General features: G+C 42.5%; 16 protein-coding genes and 2 rRNA genes. 4 read left to right on the top strand and 14 right to left on the bottom strand.

All coding sequences use genetic code 11. The features are described 5' to 3' along the window. Positions 1–262 precede the first annotated feature (262 nt). A complete protein-coding gene (locus tag NFS43_RS12910; RefSeq protein ID WP_251552085.1) occupies positions 263–517 on the top strand; it encodes an HPr family phosphocarrier protein in 255 nt (84 codons plus the stop codon). 112 nt (positions 518–629) lie between these two features. Here the strand turns inward: NFS43_RS12910 and NFS43_RS12915 are convergent, their stop codons facing one another. Further along, the gene (locus NFS43_RS12915) at positions 630–2228 is read right to left on the bottom strand and encodes a DUF4352 domain-containing protein (protein ID WP_251552086.1); all 1599 of its coding nucleotides are present in this window, start codon (positions 2226–2228) and stop codon (positions 630–632) included. After that, positions 2225–3094 (bottom strand): ABC transporter permease subunit, encoded by an 870-nt coding sequence (locus NFS43_RS12920; protein ID WP_251552087.1) that lies wholly within the window; start codon positions 3092–3094, stop codon positions 2225–2227. The genes NFS43_RS12915 and NFS43_RS12920 overlap by 4 nt, the downstream gene beginning before the upstream one ends. Before the next feature lie 252 nt (positions 3095–3346). Here NFS43_RS12920 and NFS43_RS12925 point away from each other — a divergent pair, with 252 nt between their 5' ends. Then, entirely contained in the window at positions 3347–4690 is a 1344-nt protein-coding gene (locus NFS43_RS12925; protein WP_251552088.1) for an FAD-dependent oxidoreductase, read from the top strand. A gap of 72 nt (positions 4691–4762) precedes the next feature. On the opposite strand, the gene NFS43_RS12930 is transcribed toward NFS43_RS12925, so the two are convergent. The 6 genes from NFS43_RS12930 to NFS43_RS12955 all read right to left on the bottom strand — a co-directional run bounded on the left by NFS43_RS12930 (position 4763) and on the right by NFS43_RS12955 (position 12120). Further along, positions 4763–5653 (bottom strand): hypothetical protein, encoded by an 891-nt coding sequence (locus NFS43_RS12930; RefSeq protein ID WP_251552089.1) that lies wholly within the window; start codon positions 5651–5653, stop codon positions 4763–4765. Between the two features lie 20 nt (positions 5654–5673). Then, a complete protein-coding gene (locus tag NFS43_RS12935; protein WP_251552090.1) occupies positions 5674–6681 on the bottom strand; it encodes a hypothetical protein in 1008 nt (335 codons plus the stop codon). 172 nt (positions 6682–6853) lie between these two features. Next, positions 6854–8152 carry an MFS transporter gene (locus NFS43_RS12940; protein ID WP_251552091.1) on the bottom strand — a complete coding sequence of 433 codons (1299 nt, stop codon included), beginning with the start codon at positions 8150–8152 and terminating at the stop codon, positions 6854–6856. 115 nt (positions 8153–8267) lie between these two features. Continuing rightward, positions 8268–9560: a hypothetical protein gene (locus NFS43_RS12945; protein ID WP_251552092.1), complete on the bottom strand. Its 1293-nt coding sequence runs from the start codon at positions 9558–9560 to the stop codon at positions 8268–8270. A 59-nt stretch (positions 9561–9619) separates the two neighbouring features. Beyond that, positions 9620–10582 (bottom strand): hypothetical protein, encoded by a 963-nt coding sequence (locus tag NFS43_RS12950; RefSeq protein ID WP_251552093.1) that lies wholly within the window; start codon positions 10580–10582, stop codon positions 9620–9622. Positions 10583–10749: 167 nt separating this feature from the next. Continuing rightward, positions 10750–12120 (bottom strand): M20/M25/M40 family metallo-hydrolase, encoded by a 1371-nt coding sequence (locus NFS43_RS12955; RefSeq protein ID WP_251552094.1) that lies wholly within the window; start codon positions 12118–12120, stop codon positions 10750–10752. Between the two features lie 187 nt (positions 12121–12307). On the opposite strand from NFS43_RS12955, the gene NFS43_RS12960 reads away from it, so the two are divergent. Further along, positions 12308–13912: a catalase gene (locus tag NFS43_RS12960; RefSeq protein WP_251552095.1), complete on the top strand. Its 1605-nt coding sequence runs from the start codon at positions 12308–12310 to the stop codon at positions 13910–13912. A gap of 177 nt (positions 13913–14089) precedes the next feature. Further along, positions 14090–15319 carry a DUF438 domain-containing protein gene (locus tag NFS43_RS12965; RefSeq protein ID WP_251552096.1) on the top strand — a complete coding sequence of 410 codons (1230 nt, stop codon included), beginning with the start codon at positions 14090–14092 and terminating at the stop codon, positions 15317–15319. Between the two features lie 68 nt (positions 15320–15387). Here NFS43_RS12965 and NFS43_RS12970 read toward each other — a convergent pair whose 3' ends face one another. From NFS43_RS12970 to NFS43_RS12995, 6 genes are all read right to left on the bottom strand, one after another. Then, the gene (locus NFS43_RS12970) at positions 15388–16635 is read right to left on the bottom strand and encodes an L-lactate MFS transporter (RefSeq protein WP_251552097.1); all 1248 of its coding nucleotides are present in this window, start codon (positions 16633–16635) and stop codon (positions 15388–15390) included. A 138-nt stretch (positions 16636–16773) separates the two neighbouring features. Then, positions 16774–17544 carry a LytR/AlgR family response regulator transcription factor gene (locus tag NFS43_RS12975; RefSeq protein ID WP_251552098.1) on the bottom strand — a complete coding sequence of 257 codons (771 nt, stop codon included), beginning with the start codon at positions 17542–17544 and terminating at the stop codon, positions 16774–16776. Next, on the bottom strand, positions 17541–19202 hold the full coding sequence (locus tag NFS43_RS12980; RefSeq protein WP_251552099.1) for a sensor histidine kinase: 1662 nt from the start codon (positions 19200–19202) through the stop codon (positions 17541–17543). The genes NFS43_RS12975 and NFS43_RS12980 overlap by 4 nt, the downstream gene beginning before the upstream one ends. Before the next feature lie 84 nt (positions 19203–19286). Continuing rightward, positions 19287–19760 carry a GNAT family N-acetyltransferase gene (locus NFS43_RS12985; protein WP_251552100.1) on the bottom strand — a complete coding sequence of 158 codons (474 nt, stop codon included), beginning with the start codon at positions 19758–19760 and terminating at the stop codon, positions 19287–19289. 164 nt (positions 19761–19924) lie between these two features. After that, positions 19925–20041: ribosomal RNA gene (rrf, locus tag NFS43_RS12990) — 5S ribosomal RNA — on the bottom strand. Between the two features lie 89 nt (positions 20042–20130). Beyond that, a 16S ribosomal RNA gene (locus NFS43_RS12995) occupies positions 20131–20299 on the bottom strand; the annotation flags it as partial.

Raw genomic sequence — 20299 nt, forward strand, 5'->3', positions numbered from 1 at the left:
AAATAGTATTATAGTTAATATTTAGATATTTTACAATAATTTTATTATTAATAATTAATAGATAAAAGAGAATTTTTCCTGCCGTTTGCTGTTCAGCATCCTTTCCACTTGATCATTTCGCACCATAATGTCAAATATGAAATTTTATTGTCAATGAAGTTTTTTTATAGGAGAACCTGTACATTTCTAGAATCTAATACATATTCTATATCGAGGACTCATGAATGCATTTTTAACTTTAAATTAATTGGGAGCAAATAACATGAGAGTGAAAGAAATGACAATTTCAAACAACTTGTCTGTTGATGATTTAATTACCTTTATTAAGACGGCAAACAGCTTTGAGAGTGACATATCGATTAAAGGGGCGAACTTTACGATTGATGCCAAAAGTATACTTGGGGTCATTACTTTATTGATGGCGGGAATGGATATAACCATCATGGCACGGGGAGAGGATGAAGAGGAAGCATTAAAGGTGATTTCGAATCTATTAACCCCCTTTTCTGCCAAATGATCTTGTCGCTTTATGGTCAGAAAAGGGGTCTGTCCAAAAAGCAAAGGGTGCAGACCTAAAAGGACTGCCCCCTTTGCAGCGATATAATCCAAAACAGAATCTGCATTACCGCTCACTGTAAATTTACTGTTATTTTAGTCAGATCTGTACGAGAGTAATATTGAAGCTGAAGCTTTTCATTAACGGGCTGTTCAAACGCAAGTGTACCCGTTACACTCGCGCCTGGCGCGATTTCCCCAGAAGAGAGTGTAGTTTCAATATCGATCATTAGCAGCGGCTGAATAATATATTCTCCTTTATGGTTTAGGAGATTGAAATAATCCGGGCTATATTCCAGCTTTTCGTTTCCTGTGTTCATGATTTGAATTGTCACGATGATAAATTCATTGCCCTCCTTCGGTTTTTCTTCATCATTCCCTTGTGACTTTTCCACCTTTGTAACAATCAGAGATGAACTCACTAATTTGATCTCTTCCCCAACCGAATAGACTTTTTCTTCCGCTTCTTTTGATTGCTTCTCGCCTGCCAGTACTGTCTTGGAAGAGACTGGCTTAGTCTCTGTCTTCATTTCCTCCGTTTTAGATTCGCCCTTCTCCTTACTCTCAACAAGTGTGATGGCACCTAAAACAAACACCGCCGCAATGGCCGCACCTATTTTCCCTCCAATGAACCTCTTGCCGCGTCCTGCTGGTTTTTCAACAGTCGGCCCTGCCTGTTTGATTTTAACAAATTCGAATAGATTGGGTGAAAGGCTGTTAAATGCCCCTCCTGCCTTTTGGTTTGCCTTGTTCTGTTTCTTGTTTCTGACAGTCATTCCATTCATATTTCCTTCGAGTTCTTTTTTCATCATGTTGATGATTAAGATGACGGCCAAATATCCTAGGATGGGAACGAAGATGACCCACGGAGCCCTGATAAAATCATTAAAATTCTGCCCGACTAATCCCGCCCATTCATTTGTTAAAGAAGCTGCCTTTGGCGGTTCCTCATATCCAAAGGTCCCTCCTATCGTTTGCCCTCCAAGAAAATAGCCGAAAATCCCTAAATGCATGGTCAGCTGGAGTGTGCTTAACAATTGCTGAAATGTCAGCAGAACCCCGTAAGATTTGAAATAGGGCAGCAAATGCGTCCGAAAAATATGGAATTTGCCTGCCCCCATCAGGAAAGAGCTTTTTACAAACGATTGGCCCAACAATTCATCGGCAAGCTCTGAAGTAAAAATCGCTACCGTTGGGAAACCCATAAATACAAGAATCATAAGCTGATAGAGAACAACCGAATCAAGCGGCTTTTCGAACGCACCAACAACAGGCCCCATTAAAACAAGGCACAGGAAAATGGCGGGAATATACCGAAAGATAATAAAAAAGTCTTTGAAATACTTTTTCAAATAAGGGGCATACAGCGACAAGAAAACACCTGCGATCCCCCCGAATAAAGCCCTTAAAATGGCAACGATAATAGCGGCTATGAGGGTGTATTTAGCTCCAAACAATAAAAGCAGATGCATGTCCTGCCCGTTTCGGTCCGTTCCCAAAACATGTTCTGGCGATGGTGGGAACGGAGCTCTTCCAATCACATTGCCGCTCTCATCATAAGCGAGGATTCCTTTGTTGAAATCAGCAGGGCCATAAAAAGGATATAGATAACTGGCCAGAAACAATAGAAGAAGAAGCGCAGCACCAATAGCTGTTTTTTTATAGCTGATCATAAATTGGCGGCCTCCTTCCCATTATAAAACCTAAACACCAAGTAACTGATGGCTTCTATGATTAACAATGGCATTGTAAATACTAACAATAAGATCAACAGCACTAAAAAGTCTCCCTGGTTAAAGGCAATCTTAAATGTTTTTGTAATTCCTGGAAGCTCAAACATATACTCCAACAAATATTGATTAGACAGGAGAATCCATAGGATTGTCCTTAATTGGATGACCAATAGCGGAAAAATATTCCGAACCATATGTACCAGCAAAATCCGAAACGGGGCAAGTCCTTTGGCTATATCGTATTGGACATAATCCTTTGACTCTTCCTGCCCCAATTCTTTTATCAGAAATTGCATGAGCATCAGGGATGGAAGAAACGAGATGGTTACAATGGGAACAAATATCGGCTTATGCCCAAACATCCCGTACAGTTGCAGGATTTTAAGCCCTGTCTCTTTATAAAGAGCGATAATAACAAATTGAAACAAAAAAATAATCAATAAATCAGGAACCACTTCAAAGAAATCAAGTACCTTCCTTAATGCTTGACGAATGATTCTCGGAGCCATTTGTACTATGATCGCCCAAAAGATGCCGCTGATGATCACCACTGCCAGGGATATCGCTAGAATGGCCATTGTATAGCGATAAGATTCAGCTGCGTTCAGCTGGTCCAAAAGATTCAACGAGTTCGGTTCAGTTAATTCCATAAGTGCCATGAGTCTTAGCTTCATGAAATCCCATAAAGGATCTAAAGTGAACGTTACCGAATCCCCCATGACAAATAAGTAAGGGATGGCAAAAACAGAAATGCTTCCGGCAATTATACAAAAAAGCCTTAGGGGAAGTTCCAAAACTTTTTTCATTCTATCACCTCTCTATTGTTGGAAGTTTTCATACGGATTGCATTCTTTAGTCAATTAGACATAGAAAATGACGGTTTTCATTCATGCTTATTTGAAATAATTTTTATTTTCTAAATAATATTACCATACCTTTTTTACTAGAAAGTACATTTTCTGCACATTTAATAGATTTTGTGTTCCAAGATGGGGATTGTTCCATATAGGTATGCTATCATAATGAATGTATTTGATTTGTAACAGGGGGTTTGTCCTTTGCATCACGGAGAAAAAGCTATCATTTTAGGTGGAGGCATTGCGGGGAAATTGGCAGCTCGTGTGTTGTCCGATTTTTACCAAGAGATTATTGTTATAGAGCGGGACGAACAACCGTCGGGCCCCTTTCCAAGAAAAGGCGCTCAACAAGGCAGCCATATCCATGCCCTCCTTCAGGCTGGTGAGCATGGCCTTGAAAAGCTATTCCCTGGCATAACAGAAAAATTTTATACCACGGGAGCTGTAAAAATCAACTCTACTCGAGATCTTGCTTGGTTTCACCATGGTGTGTGGAAGCTTCGTTATGAAGGCGGTTATACAACAACCCTTCAAACACGCCCTCATTTAGAGTGGCATTTGGAGCAATCAATAAAAATGTTTCCTAATGTAACGATTCTATATAACCATTCCTTCCAAGATTTTGAGTATAATGAAAATGAGAATCGAATTATCGGCGTCAGAATCAAGGCAGGCAATCTTGTCAAAACCATCTTTGCGGACCTTGTTGTTGACGCCATCGGAGCCGGCAGCATGACCGCCAGCTGGGCAAAAGGAAGAGGAATTCCTGTTCCAGAAGAAAAGGTGAAAATTGGGCTCCGTTACGTAAGCAGAACCTTCCAGCTTCCCGCTGAGAGGAACAGGGATTGGACGATTAAACTGCTTTATCCCAATCCCCCTCAGGAAAAAATAGGAGGAATGATTTCAAAAGTCGAGGATAATCAATATATTGTTACCTTCATAGGTTACCATGATGCGATAAACGAAAAAGAGGTCCTTCAAAACGAGAACCATTTTATTGAGCTCGCCAAAAAGCTGCCAAAGAACGATATCTATCAAGAATTAAAGGATGCAGCTCCTTTAACCGGCATCTCCGTTTTTCGGATCCCGCAAATGACTTGGAGAAAATATGAAAAAGTAAAGCAGCTTCCCGATGGGCTAATGCTGATTGGCGATACGATGTGCAGAATGGATCCCTTTTTCGGACAAGGCATGAGCATAGCTGTATTAGAGGCACTCGCCTTGCAAAAACTGCTTCAAAATAAGAACCAGTCCCAGCAGCAAATGATTCGGGCTTTCCATAAACAGGCAGCAAAAATCATTGCCCCCATTTGGAGCATGGTCACTACAGAAAACTTTCGCTACCCTGCTACAATAGGGAGAAGACCATTTGGCCTTCCCATCATGCAGTGGTATTCAAAAAACATCTTTCTTTTATCAGCACGAGACCAGGAAACCTATCATTCATTCGTTAAAGTCATGAACCTTTTAAGCCCCATCACAGCTTTAATGAAACCAAGAATCCTATTTCGTATATTAACAAGAATGTTTTCAAGAATTTCATAAGATAGATAGAGAGGCTGCCCAAAGTCAGTTCCCCGACTCATAGAGCAGCCTCTTTTATTCTAAATCTTTCTATCACATAAAAAAGCTGATGCCAATTAGGACAGCCTCCACAATCATTACGGAAATGAGACAAACGGAGCGGAGCTGATTCTTTTTCTCCGCCTTGAAAAACTCCTCTTTACTGACCATATTTTCTGAAATGGTTTGCAGCATTTCATCATTTTGTCTCTTGATGAAGGAATCGAGTTGATTCTGCCATTGTTCAAAATCAAATCTCAGATTTTCATTGAACTTGGCATGTACCGCTGTCCAGTTTTCCATCTGATGGGTAATTTTATCGACAAATGCCTCTTCTCTTACCACCATAATCGATTTTATGGATTCTGTATGTTTTTGGAACATGCCCTCATACGCTTGTTGGAGCTCTTCCAAACGATTCTCCAGTTCCTGAAGCTCTTTGACATGGCTGCCCATTTTTTCTTCCGCTAACAATAACTGTTCTTTTGCCAAAGAGACAAATGTTTCGTTTTGAGAAAGAAACGTTTGATATTTTTCATTTGCCTCTGTTACCTTGTGCAAAAAATCAGTAATGCTTTCAGAAACAGTACCAATTGATACCATAGCTTTCTCAAGCACATTCTTATTACTGTCGACTGCTGCCTGATGCACTTCGTTCGTTTTTTCTGTAAATAGGGCCATCCTCTGTTGGAGCTCTTCATTAGCGGCTAAAAGGCGTGCCTGTCCATCCTCTAAGAATTGCTGGTTATTTTCGACAATTTCACTTTTATTCGTTGCAAGCAGGACCTGGATTTCTTGTTTCAGGTCTTCAAGCTGTGCGAAATGACTCTCTAACTGCTTGATTTTCTCTTTAAAGTCATCGTAAAAAAGCTCATTGTTTAATTTTCTTAATTCAGCCACTGCGTTTTCATATTCGCTCTTTGTCGGGAGATTGGTTGTAACCATCTGTTCACCGCCTTATCCAATTAAATGGTTATTATTTTTTCGCCATCCTGCAGCAGAAGCTCCAAATATTTTGATGCGAGCCAGCGCTCCTCTGTGCTCCCATTATGGAGGAACTGTTCTAGTTCATTCTTATAGTCCATCCAATGCTTAATAAAATGCCCCACGAGCTGTGAAGCGTGTTCCCTGTATTGCTTCCACGAATCATATACCTTTTGATAGCTTTCTTCCAGCTCCGCTTTCCTTTGCTCATAAACAGCAAGATCTTCCTTAAGCTTTTTTCTTTTCTCCAATGTGGCACTTTTTAATGCGTTAGCTTCTTTTGACAGTTCCTCTTTTCGCTCTCTTGCCTCATTTTCAATGGGAGCGAGAACCTCATTATAGGTATGATACATCGCTGTCACCCACTCATGAGCCAATTCGCGTGTATGGCTGGCTGCCTTTTCATAGTTGCTTTTCAGCCAAAAGGAATCGATCTTTTGCTCGAGTCTAGGTATCGGGGTGATGTACGGCAAATGCGATAAATTTTCTGAGCCTATTTTTATGCGGTCTGCTTCTTGGAGAATCTCCCTCAGTTTTGGCTCCAATTCCTCTGCAATTCGCTGCTCCAGATTCTCGATAGCACGATTAATGACACTTGCTTTCCTATGATTCGGTGTGTATGGAATAACCTCATGAACGATTTCGTGTATATAGCCAGGTTCGGTGCTTTTCAGTTCAATTTTGCTTAATAATAAATCATGCACGTTTATTTTGCTGCAAATTTCTTGATATTGCTGTTCAGCTTCTGATATTTCTTGGTCTAGTAAGGCCTTGTTCCGCTCGATTAATTCCTCATATTCTTTTGTTTTTTCCTCATGCTGCTCCAGCGCAAGCCTGCTGGCTGCTTCCGCATCCTTATAAAATTTCATTAAACGGCTGAAGGACTGCTCATTGACGTCGAGTTGATCTGCACCGGGGCAGCCAAAGCGATCGATAAATTCCTGTTTCGCTTGAAAAACCCATTCATATCGATTTTTATGGAAATTCATTAATGTTGGATTCATTTTTAAAAGCCAATACCCTCTTTAAGAATGATAGTTTCATAAGTTATTTTAACATTTTTCGGAACAACGGACCTATTTTTTTGTGATCAGAGTGTTCTGTTTCTTCATTCGAACAACAAAAAACAGGCTGACAGACTTTTTAAGTCTGCCAGCCGCTTTATTTTTCCCTTCGAGCCCAGAAAATGACGGGTATTATTAGCAGCGCAATGATGCCTCCCCCAAGCGAAAGCGCTGTAAAACTGGACTGAGCTACAACCATACCAGAAAGAGCTCCTCCTGAAGCGCCCGACAAAGCGATGGATACATCCACTGTTCCCTGTGTCTTCGCCCGGTTTGAGGGATTGGTGGCGTCTACAATCAGTGCCGTTCCGCTGATTAAGCCAAAGTTCCAGCCCAGTCCAAGAAGTGCCAATGCGATCACAAAGACAATCATAGAGTCTGAGGGTGCAGCGGCAGCCACCACGCCTGCCGCAAGGAGCGTGACACCAGATGCAATCGCCATGGCGGTTCTCCCTATCTTATCAACCAGGATTCCAGTCACAAATGACGGCAGATACATCGCACAAACATGAATGCTGATTACCAGCCCTACCTCGCTTAATCCATGTCCATGGTGCCTCATTTGCACCGGTGTCATCGTCATGATGGCTACCATGATCAGTTGGGTTAACAACATAATGGCTCCTCCCACCACAACTCCCCGATTTTTGGCTTCACCCGCTATAGGTTGATGGCTGTGATGCTCCTCCTCCTCCCTTCTCGCCTGTTCCGCAATCGCATTTGCCACAAGCAGCGGGTCTGGGCGGAGGAAAAACAATAGGATCAGACCAGCACCAATAAAAGCAGCAGCGGCCAAAATGAATGGTCCCGCCAATGCAGGCACTCCAATGGTTTCAGCAAAACGCCCCATGGGCCCCACCAAATTGGGTCCCGCGACTGCTCCAAAAGTGGTCGATACCATGGCAATACTAATCGCAGTAGCCCGTTGTTTAACACTGGCCAAGTCTGTTCCGGCATAGCGGGCTTGCAGGTTCGTCGCTGATCCCGCCCCATAAATGAACAGTGAAGCAAACAGGAGAATAATATTAGAGGCTAAGGCTGAAATCACCACCCCAATTGCCCCTGTCCCTCCAACTAAAAATCCTGCTGCAAGACCAAACCGCCGCCCAAAGCGCTGCGAGGCACGGCCCACAAGTAAGGCAGCCAATGCAGACCCTAACGTGAATAAGGCTGTGGGAAGACCTGCAAGGCCATCCGTACCCAGCATGTCTTGAGCAAGAAGCGCCCCTACTGTAATGCCTGCTGCCAGACCCGCGCCCCCAAAGATTTGGGAAAGGACAACAATCAGCAATGTGCGTTTATACAGCTGCTTTTGCATGGATGGAGAGTTAAGATAACGATGTAACGAATTGGTTTGAGGATCCAAAGCTAGTGAATGATCAGCACTTCGCGGCATCACACATCCGCCTTCCTAAGGAACTATTTTTTGGAAAATTTCCTAATTTCAATTTTCTATTAATTGCAGCAAAATTGCAACCATGGCCCTATTTTTTTCCTCTCAGTACTAAATTTTAGTACATTCCAGAAGCGTTATCCTGCTCCTGCAGCAATGCCATAATCCCTTTATTTAATAGCTCAAATATCGAGTGTTCAGGTTTTAAACCCAATCTCTTCAAAAGCGGGTCGATGAGCTGAAGGGGAGTTTTGCCGCTGCATAAATTTTCTAATTCCTTCTTGGTTAAATCAGCAAAGCCATGGCCGCTTACTCCTTCATGGCGAAATTCAATGCATTGGACAATTCCTTTATTAGCAAACGCTAGATACAGCTGAGCAAAGTAGGCTTCTTCTGATGTAAGGTTTTCAATTGCGGCTTGATGGCTTGAACGGATTTGGACCCGTTTCTTTGCTTCTACTGTTTGGATATACTCCCGTAGTGCTTGATTATACCGATGATAATGCTTAGACAACCGCCACTTAGGAAATGCCAATTTAAATCCGGCGTCTTCCCGATAGATAAATTGATTGTTCCAATCATGGTCCCAGCCAAGGGCAAATAACAAAGTCTCTTCCGCTAAACGGTAATAAAGTACAATAAAATCAATGATGTCGTCTTGCTCATACAAAAATTCAGCATAGTTGTGCAAAACAGCGATAAACGGACGCTGCTTTTGGTCCTGTACGGACATTAAACGGCGAAGATAATCCAATTCCTCACGATCCGAAATATCATGGGCGGCGAGTGTTTCCATCAACAGGTTTAAGGGATGCTGCTTACCTGGAACATTCTCTTTGTCCAAGTTCAATAAAAATAGTTGGTTTCCCAAGTTGAGCAATTCGTTGATCTCTGAATGTTTCCCTGAGAGACTCTCATCCAGCAAGACCTGTGCTGATGAATAATTTCCAGAATAAATCAATTCATTGACATACTGAATAAGGCTGAAATGAGTTTCTTCTGTCAAGGTCAAGGCTGGAGATGATATCGTTTGATCGTCCTCTGTCAGGTAAAAAATTTGCTCTGGATAAGCAGTTGCACAAATTTGGGTTAACAAATGTCCGATTTGTGAAGTTTCCTTTTTCAAAAGAATATAGATCGCATCGTGTTTATGAATATAGGCATGCAAGAATTCTTTTAGCTGCTCAGCTTGTATGTAAAACGGAAGATCCTTGTAAACTAATGCCGTTTTTATCGCCACCTGGTGGTCGGAAAAAGCTTGGCATTGTGATTCTTCCCGACTGGTTTGGCAGATCACGCAGACTTCCTGTAACGTTCGGGAATGGTGATGAAGCTTATTTTCACAATCCTTTATTTTTGAAACAATATTGTTAGACCATGGAAGGAATAGTTTTGCCTTCAGTGTGACCATCCTCCTTTTTGATGTCTTCTGCCAGCTGTAATAATAGAAGGTTGATGGAAGCAAAATTCTCATCTGCCTTGATCCCTAAAAGGTGCTGCTCTTCGTTTGGCAAATTGCAGAAGATAGAATAGGACAGCCTCTCTAGCCCGATAAAAACGGACGAGGAAGGATGGCGTATCGTCCATTTGGACATAGATTTCGATCTGCCTAAATAATTCGGCGATTCGCTCTAACTCTTTGATTTTTGGATCATGATTTAACAGCTTTGCGTAAATGGCTTTGGTTTCAAGCAAGCAATGATTTGAACCTACTAGAATTATAGCTTCTGAGAGGCAGTGATTGGCTTCTTCAAAGTCAAAATTCATTCGTTTTAATTGGGAACGGAGCAGGCCTTCAATCCCCTTTAGGCTGTCGGACGATACGGTTAAATCAGATAATAGCCCTAACGCCCCCTGATAATCATAGTCTTGGATAAATTCCCGAAACAAGCGAAACCAGGATTTAGGGTTCACCTTTCCTGGATGGTGAACAGAAGTGGTTTTCGTTCCATCCCAATATAAAGTTACGCAGCGTTGTGGAAACTGACGCAATCCTTCCAAAAGCAAAGCTTGGGAAATGAGATTGGTTTGAGCGCCGACAATTTGCCCAAAACACTCGGTAGGATAGCGTTTTTTTAATGGCAGCAAGAGAATTTCCAATTGATTTAAACAGCTCTCCAATGAAAACGTCCGCCCAATCGGGATCAACAGTACCTGAACGTCCCAGCCTTCTGAAATTCTCTCTTCCAACAGCTTCTCCAGGTGGTCCTCAACCACCATTTTTTGTCTCGTTGTTATTTGGCTATCTACAGTAAACCAACAATATACCTCTTTATCCATACTCTCCAATGTGGAGAGAACTCTATTTAGCTCATCGGATTGAAGCAGCACTTCATCCTGATCCAATTGAAAAAAAGAATGTGCTTTCTTTTTAAGAGAAATATGAGAGCGAAGATAAAGTGGGAAATTAGACTGGCGTAGTCCAATGAACATTCCTCCTAAAAAGTATCAAATTACTGTTTATTATAGTACAAAATAAAGGCAGGAGGAGAATAATTTGAAGATAAAGAAATGAAAAAAGAATAGCTCCGGAAATGGATGCTACTCTTTTGAAAATGAAATGATTATGGTTGATTCAAAAAGAACCAGATATACCTACTTTAAAGCCCTAATAGCATATAAGCCATATGGATAATTCCCTCTTCAAAGTCTTTTAGCTTTATCGATTCGTTTGGCGCATGTGCTTTAGATCCTGCCCATCCTACGCCTGTGCTGACAATGGGCAGCTGCAACTGTTCGCCAAAGATATACATGGGACCAGTGCCAGCCGCGTTTGGCGCTAGGACACCTTCCTTCCCATAAACTTCTTTCGCAGTATCCATGACATGCCGGATGAAAGGATGGTTAAAATCTGACCGATAGGCTTTTTGTCCATTTATCATGACTGCCTCTATATCATGAAATCCATGTTTTTCTAAATGGCGCTGGACACAGGCCAGAATGTGGTCAGGATCCTGTCCAGGCACTAACCGGCAATCGATTTTCACTTTTGCGCTTTTCGGAAGGACCGTTTTCGCACCTTCTCCGGTATATCCGCTGACAATGCCGCAAATCGTCATCGTGGGCTCCAGCACCATTGCTTCTCTTGGGTCTTGCCCTTTCGCCTCTGTTATGAGCGGCCGCTTTAAGCCGTACATGCTGGATACCGATTCTTGATCAAACGGCAGATGATGGATTGCCTGTAAAACCGCCTCTGATGGCTCCTCGATTCCATCGAAAAAGCCTTCTACTAAAATCTCATTCTGCTGATTTTTCATCGTAGCAAGCGCTTGAACCAACCGCCAAGCAGCATTGTCCACATAGGCACCCACAGAGGAATGAATATCAATATCAGCACCCACACAGGATAACTCTAAGTAGGCCATGCCCTTTAGTCCGGCTACCATACTGATTCGATCATCAACATCCTTTTCGCCAAATTCCCAAATACAGGCATCCGCTTTAAATTTATCACGATATTTTTCAAGAAAGGGAGCCAGATTGGGGCTTCCAATTTCCTCTTCCCCTTCTACTAAAAACTTCACATTGCATGGAAGTCCGCCATTAACTTTTTGGAGAATTTGAATGGCTGTTAATCTGGCAACCAAATCCCCTTTGTTATCCGCCACTCCTCTGGCAAATAGCTTGCCATCCCTAATCACCGGGTGGAATGGCTCTGAAATCCACTCATCAAGCGGCTCGGGCGGCTGAACATCATAATGGTTGTAGAAAAGAAGGGTTTTGCCAGAATCACCCTTGCTCCCTGCCGGAAAATAACCATAAACCACAGGATTTCCAGGCAAATCGTCCAGAACCTCCGCTGTTCCGCCAGCTTCGCGAATCATCTTTACGACAAACTCCACTGTTTCTGGAATCGCCAATTGCTGCGCTGAAACCGTGGGATAGCTTAAATATTGCTTTAATACCTCCACTGCTTTTTCAACGGCTGCCGCTGTTTCAATTCTTAAGGTTTCAAGCTTGCTAGTACTCATGATAGACTCCTTCCAAATCTAGATTAACTATTATTTCGATATACGAAGGAAGAATTCCTCTGGAATTTTCATTTATTCAAATAATTTTATCCAAACATGCTTTCAAACTTGTCATAAAAAAAATACATAGTAAAAATGACCAACGGAAATAATGAAATAGTATTTGACAGAAAATGGAGGAATCAATATGGATGAAAATATTCAGGATGCCAATCAACTGGGAACTGGTGAAAGTGCCGACTCCTTAACCAATCGGCAAGGACATCCGGTTACCGATAACCAAAATATTAGAACCGTTGGAAAACGGGGCCCATCCACGCTGGAGAATTACGATTTTATTGAAAAAATATCCCATTTTGACCGTGAACGGGTGCCAGAACGGGTTGTTCATGCTCGCGGGGCTGGTGCTCACGGCTATTTTGAGGCCTATGGAAAAGTCGGAGATGAACCCGTTTCCAAATATACAAGAGCGAAGCTGTTCCAGGAAACTGGAAAGCGCACTCCTGTATTTGTCCGGTTCTCCACTGTTGCAGGTGCCATGGAATCACCGGAAACCGCACGGGACCCAAGAGGCTTTGCCGTCAAATTTTACACAGACGATGGTAACTGGGATCTGGTCGGGAACAATTTAAAAATATTCTTTATTCGCGATGCCATGAAATTTCCAGACATGATCCACTCCTTCAAGCCAGACCCGGTCTCGAATGTCAGCAATCCTGAACGTATGTTTGATTTCCTATCGAACACACCGGAAGCAACCCATATGGTCACCTTTTTATTCTCCCCATGGGGAATCCCTGCTAATTATCGGCAAATGCAGGGGTCAGGCGTCAACACGTACAAATGGGTCAATGAAGAAGGGAAAGCCGTAATAGTGAAGTATCATTGGGAACCATTGAAGCAAGGAATCAAGAATCTCACGCAAAAGGAAGCAAATGAAATTCAAGCGCAGAATGTCAGCCATGCGACCCAGGATTTGTATGAAGCCATTGAGCGCGGCGACTATCCTGAGTGGGAATTCTGTGTGCAAATTATGAGTGATGATGAGCATCCTGAATTGGATTTTGATCCGCTGGATGATACCAAATTGTGGCCGACTGACAAGTTTCCATTCTTGAAGGTCGGGAAAATGGTCCTCAATAAAAATCCGGAGAACTATTTTAATGAAGTCGAGCAGGCTGCGTTTGGCACAGGTGTTTTGGTAGATGGATTGGATTTTTCCGATGACAAAATGTTGCAGGGCAGAACCTTCTCCTATTCCGATACACAGCGTTACCGGGTCGGATCAAACTATCTGCAGCTGCCAATCAATTCGCCAAAAAAGCGTGTTGCGACCAATCAACGCGGCGGACAAATGTCCTACCAGGTCGATCTCGCGCCAGGCCAAAATCCACATATCAATTATGAACCTTCTACAATAGATGGCTTGAAGGAAGCGGAGCAAGTCGGGAAAGTCCATGAACCGCAATATAATGACAAACTGGTCCGTGCAAAAATTGACCGCACCAACGATTTTGGCCAAGCCGGAGAAACATACCGGAATTTGGAGGATTGGGAAAGAGATGAACTTATCAGCAACCTGGTGGATAACCTGAAAGTGTGCAGAAAGGAAATTCAGGATAAAATGATCGAGTATTTTACCAAAGCTGACGAAGATTATGGGAAACGCGTCAGAGAAGGCATTGCTAAAGCAATGAAAATGATGGATGATAAAATTAACACCAGCTCACAAGCCGCCGATGAAGCAGTCGAGAAGGCGAACCGGATGGGAAAAGAAGCAGATCCATACTAGAATACATGACCGCTCAGTATCTACTGTGCGGTTTTTTATTAAATATTGTCAATGTGATTCACATCACAATAATCCCTAACCTCTTATGCTATATTCCTATTGAGAACACTTATCATTATATTTTGCCTAATTTTTGAAACCGAGTGTGACCATTCATAAAGCAAAGGAGCGTTTCCGATGAGTGAAATCATTAATAACCGTGAACAGAGAACCATTAGCAATACTGAGCGGCAAACAATTTTAAAGGAAATTATTAAAGATTTGCATAATGGCAAGAGCGTCGAAGAAGTAAAAGCAAGATTTGAGGAAGCTGCCGGCAGCATCACCATTGCAGAAATCTCCCAACTAGAACAAGCCCTTATGGAGGAAGAAGGAATTCCGGTCGAAGAGGTGCAGCGGCTATGCTCTGTCCATTCCGCCATTTTTAAAGGATCCATAGAGGAAATTCACCGGCCGCAAAAGCCTGAAGAGCAGCCAGGCCATCCCATCCATACCTTTAAAATGGAAAATAAAGAAATTGATCTGCTCGTTCATTTCAAAATGCAGCTCCATTATGAACGATTTGAAAAAGAGGACAGTCAAGAAAATATCCTCAAACTCACCGAGGATTTAAATCTTTTGCTTGATATCGATAAACATTACAGCCGTAAGGAAAATCTTTTGTTTCCCTACTTAGAAAAGTACGGAATTATGGGCCCTACCAAAGTCATGTGGGGCGTGGATGACACGATTCGTGCAGCCATAAAATCGGCAAAAGATAAATTAGCCAATTATTCTGGTGAAAAGCAGCCCGTTTTGGATGTCCTGTTCTTTGTCATCAAAGAAGTTGGCGATATGATCTTTAAAGAAGAACACATCCTATTCCCTATGGCATTACAAAACCTAACAGAGGATGAATGGGTAAAAATCGCCCATGAAAGTGATGAAATTGGCTTTTGTTTAACAGGTCCCGCAGGCGTATGGAAGCCTGATCGAAACGAGATAAAAGAAGACACAATCTCATCCGGGTATATTCGTTTGCAAACAGGAATTCTCTCTCTTCAACAGCTTGAACTCCTGTTAAATCATCTGCCTGTGGATATTACCTTCATTGACCAGGATGATGTGGTCCGCTACTTCTCCCACGGAAAAGAGCGAATCTTTGCCAGGACAAAAGCGGTCATTGGCCGAACTGTACAAAATTGCCATCCGCCAAAGAGCGTTCATGTGGTGGAACAATTATTGCAGGACTTTAAATCAGGAGCAAAAGACTGTGAGGACTTCTATATTCGATTCAAAGATAAATATGTCTATATACGGTATTTTGCTGTGCGGGATGAAAATGGCCAATATATGGGTACCCTGGAATTCACACAAAATATTGCTCCCATTCAGGCACTCTCTGGAGAAAAGCGGATTCTTCAATAAACAAACAGTTTGTTAGATTTATAGCCGATAAAGGGCCAATCCATTTTGATTGGCCCTTTGCTAATTGGTTAACTCGCCCGCGTCTCTGGTGACAGGCTGCGAAGTTCACGTTGATTTTGTTTTTTGGAAGTTTTGCGTTTTTGATTGCCTGGTGCCTTAATGAGCATGGCGATGATGACGGAGACAATGCTTAAGACTGCAATAAGTTTAAATGTTGGGATAAATCCGCCTAACGAAGATGCGATAAAGGAACCGGAAATCGCCCCAATGCCAAAGCCCTGATAAATGATTCCATAATTTTTGCTTTGATTTTTCAATCCAAAGAAATCGGCGACGATGGCTGGAAAGATGGTAATATTGCCGCCGAAGCAAAAGGCAATCGCTGCGACACAAGTAAAGAATAACCCGTAGTGAAGCTCAGCAAAACTTAAGACAGTGACCGCTGCAGCCGTGACGAGCAATGCGCCTGAAACCACCCGCAACCGGCCAAGCTTATCCGACAAGGCGCCGAGAATAATGCGGCCGCATGTATTAAAGATGGCGACTAATGCCACTGCATTGCTTGCTGCCGCGATATCAAGTCCGGCTAGAGTCACCCCAATATCCTTGACAATACCAATTAAGAATAATCCGCTCATGCAGGCTGTAAAGAAAATCCCGAAAAGTAAATATGCTTCCTTCGTTTTTAGCATTTCTTTCACTGTATAATCACGTTGGAGAATGCCTGCTTCCGCTTGCTTCTCATTACTTACTTTCGCTTCCCGTACCAGGAAGGAACCCCCTACAACCAAGACCATGACGATCGCACCCCAGTACAAGAAGGCCTGGTTAACACCAACTGTTTGGATCAGTGACCCGTTTATAAACTTAAACAACAGGCTGCCTGTCCCATACGCTCCAACCGAAATGCCAGAAATCAACCCTTTTCGTTCTGGAAACCATTTAATTAAATTGGAGAGTGAAGTAATGTACGCAGTACCATCCGCTGCCCCGACGACAACCCCTGCCATAATATACAGCATCCATAAGGAAGAAACCTGTGAGCTGATCATTAAACCAATTCCGAGGATCATCCCAGCCACTGCAATTAAGCGGCGGAGCCCCCATTTATCCTGAAGCTTACCGGCAAATAGTGTAGACAATGCCAGTGCCAAACTTGTTATCGAAAATGTAATAGCAACTGAATTTAACTCCCAGCCAAACCGATCCACTAAAGGCTGGTTAAACAAACTCCATGTATAAATCGTCCCTAATCCCATTTGGACAATGATAGTTCCAATCACAATCATCAAGCGGTTATCAGCTTTTGTTCTCATGTTGATCTCCTCTTTTCTTCTATGCTGTTCAATTATCATGTATAAGTAATGTAACTGTTTACATGATCATCTTAGCATTGAAAATAGGATGGAAACCGTTTTCAGAACGAAATGCCTATTTTTCGGAATGAATGGAGGTTATAGCTGCATAATTTGGCGAAAGCCCTTTACTTTGCTGCGGCTCACCGGAATTTCTGCACTTAAATCCTTCAAGCGCAGCATATACGTTTGATTGAACCACGGGACAATTTCACGGATTTTCGTCAGATTCACCGTGTAGGACCGATGGCAGCGATAGAAAAGGTCATCTGGCAGAAGAGCATGAAATTCTGAAATGCTCATCGGCATCGTGTACTCCTCCTTTTGGGTATACACCAAGGTAACCTTCTCACGTGCCTCTGCATAATAGATGTCATGGATATCGGTGACAATAATTTTATCGTTCTTCTTAAGATTGATTCGGTTAGTTGGCTTCGGTTGTGCCTCCCCTTCAGGAACTGGCTGTTTCTGGTTTTTATCAGGCAAATCTGCTGCAGGCAGATGATCCCGTTTATAGGCAGACTCCAATCTGACTAACACGGAAGCAATCCTCTTTTCATCATATGGTTTTAAGATATAATCAAACGCCTCCAATTCAAAGGCCTGCGCTGCATGCTCTTTATAGGCGGTCGTAAAGACGATGTATGGGCGTTTGGTAAATTTGCTGATGGTGCTGGCCAGCAGCATTCCATCAAGGGACGGAATATTAATATCCAAAAAGATAGCATCCGTGTCATGCTCCTGCAAAAATTTCAGCACATCCAGACCATCATCAAAACAATTGGTTATCTCAATTTCACTATATTCTTCTATTAAATATTCCAGTTCTTCTCGAGCTGGAATTTCATCTTCAACAATGATTGCTCTCATAGGTTCTCCTTCTCCATCTCAAAGAAAACTTCTGTTCCAGGGTTCAGACGCTTGATTACCAGACCATGCCCATAGATGAGCTTTACGCGCTGGTGCACATTATATAAACCAATTTTGTTTGCCGGCACGGTGTCCTGCCTCATCTGCCTGATGACTTCTTCACTAATTCCCACACCTGTATCCTTGACACTTACTCTTATTTTATCCCCCATAGCCTTGACCGCAATGGTGACTACTCCAGGACCCTTTTGCTTTAAGATGCCGTGGATGATGGCATTTTCCACTAATGGCTGGATTAACAGGCTCGGAATCTTCTTGTCCACGTCATCAAGATCATACTCAACTGTTAATCGGCTGCCAAACCGGGCCTTCTCTATTTCTACATAATCACGCACCTGCTCCAATTCTTTATCTATATCAATCAGTTCATCATTCACTTCTAAATTGTAGCGCATGTAACCCGATAAATTGATAATCAGCTCACGGGCCTTATCGGGATTTCTCCGGGTAGTGGAGGCAATGGCATTAAGGGCATTGAACAAAAAATGCGGGTTGATTTTGGTTTGTAGTGCCTTCATTTCCGCCTTATTTGCTGCTTCGCGAATTTGTTCAATCCGTGAGATTTCCATTAATGTGGAGATGATTTGTGACAGCCCGATTGCCATCGTCTGGAGCGAGTAGGTCATCTTATAAGCTTTTCGGTAGTAAATTTTTAATGTTCCCGTCACTTCCCCATGTTCTTCAAAAGGGACAATCAAAAGCGAATGAATTTGCGGGGTATGATGGTCAGCCACTTGATTGCGGATAATGATTTTGCCGCTGCGGATCGCTTCTTTTGTTAAATCGCTGATGATTTCCTGCCCAATCACATACCGCTCTTCCCCGAAGCCCACATAAGCCAGCACATTATGGATATCTGTGATCGCTACTGCATCCGCTTTGATGTCGTCTTTTATAATGGTACAAATTTTCTTTAATGATTCTGAATTGATGGAACGAAAGTAGGGCAATGTTTTATTGGCAATCTCTAGAGCCAGCTTCGCCTGCTTGGCTGCTATGCTCTCCTTCTCCCGCTCGACACTCATCACCAGCAAAACGATCAAGCCGATGTTCACCTCACCAGCGATCATTGGAAAGGCAATCTTGGATACAATGTCTAAACCAAGTGAAAAAGGTTCAGCCATCAGGAGAATTAACAGCATGGTCAAGACTTCACAAATCATCCCTGCCGCAATGCCATATATCCAGCGCAGTGATCTTTTGACACGCCGATTTATATAACCGGACACGATGCCGGCAATTACGCTCGTAATCAAGCATGGAATCGAGGTAATCCCGCCGATATCAATTAAATAGCGGTGGGCACCGGACACAATTCCTGTAATGATGCCAACCCATGGTCCAAATAATATCCCGCCCGATACAACGGCGATAATCCTTACATTCACCAGCGACCCTTCAACATTAATGCCTGAATAAGTGCCAAAAATAGCGAAAGCGCAAAACATAATGGTAAAAATCGCCCGCTCGCCAGGCGAATGCCTGTCCTTTTGCAAGGATTCCTTAAATCTTGGAATTCTGATCATAAAAAACAGGCAAATCAAAAGCAAAGCTGCCCTTTCAAATAAGTCAATTATCATTTCTAAATTCGTATTCATCGGATGTTCCTCTCTTTGATGGAGTTGCCTACTAACCAAATGCCTTATTGTCCATTAAGGGAAATAGATAATCGTTAGAGTGCCCTATAAAGGCAAAGTCATCGTTCTACTAATGGTTTTCATACCGAGACTCTCATAAAAAGCAAGGGCTTTATTATTGAATTCCCAGACATTTAATTCGATTGACGCAGCATCTTTCCTTTTAGCCCAATTTACACAGGCTTTATATAAAGCTTTTCCAATACCATTTCTTTGTGAACTACTTTTTACTCCAAAATCATTTATATAGGCGAATCTTCTTGGTGTGAGTGAATCAAAAGGAAGAGATTCATTAAGTTCAATAATCGCGAAACCCGCTACCTGTTCATTAACCTTGGCAAGTAAGATTTCGCACTCCGCATCATCTAATAACTCACGAAAATAAGTCTCTGGCATGACCTGATCAACCTTCTGAAAAATTTGCGGCAATGCATCTGAATGCTCATCTTGACCTTCTTTAACAATCAAGTTAATCGCATGAAAATCATTTATGTTCGCAGATTCTATTATTACTTCCATTCTGACCCTCTCCAATTTCCACATTATTTTATTCCTATTTTACTATAAAGTCTTTATGAAGGCAGATAAAATAACAAACCACCATCAAGTCAATCTAGGAAATGATTCATATGATTGTAGAACATACAAAAAAGCCAACCCATATTTAGGTTGACTTATCGATTGCCTAGCAGCGTCCTACTCTCACAGGGACTTGCGTCCCAACTACTATCGGCGCTGAGAAACTTAACTTCCGTGTTCGGCAAGGGAACGGGTGTGACCTTCTCGCTATCGCCACCAGACTATTTACTTTAGGGTTATTCCCTCAAAACTAAACAAACAAAAAGCGGTCAACTGTTTATCAGTCCGTCAAGGACTGCTTATTCCTTAGAAAGGAGGTGATCCAGCCGCACCTTCCGATACGGCTACCTTGTTACGACTTCACCCCAATCATCTGTCCCACCTTAGGCGGCTGGCTCCTTACGGTTACCCCACCGACTTCGGGTGTTACAAACTCTCGTGGTGTGACGGGCGGTGTGTACAAGGCCCGGGAACGTATT

The organism is Neobacillus muris, from assembly GCF_943193175.1.
GTDB classification, from domain to species: domain Bacteria; phylum Bacillota; class Bacilli; order Bacillales; family Cytobacillaceae; genus Neobacillus; species Neobacillus muris.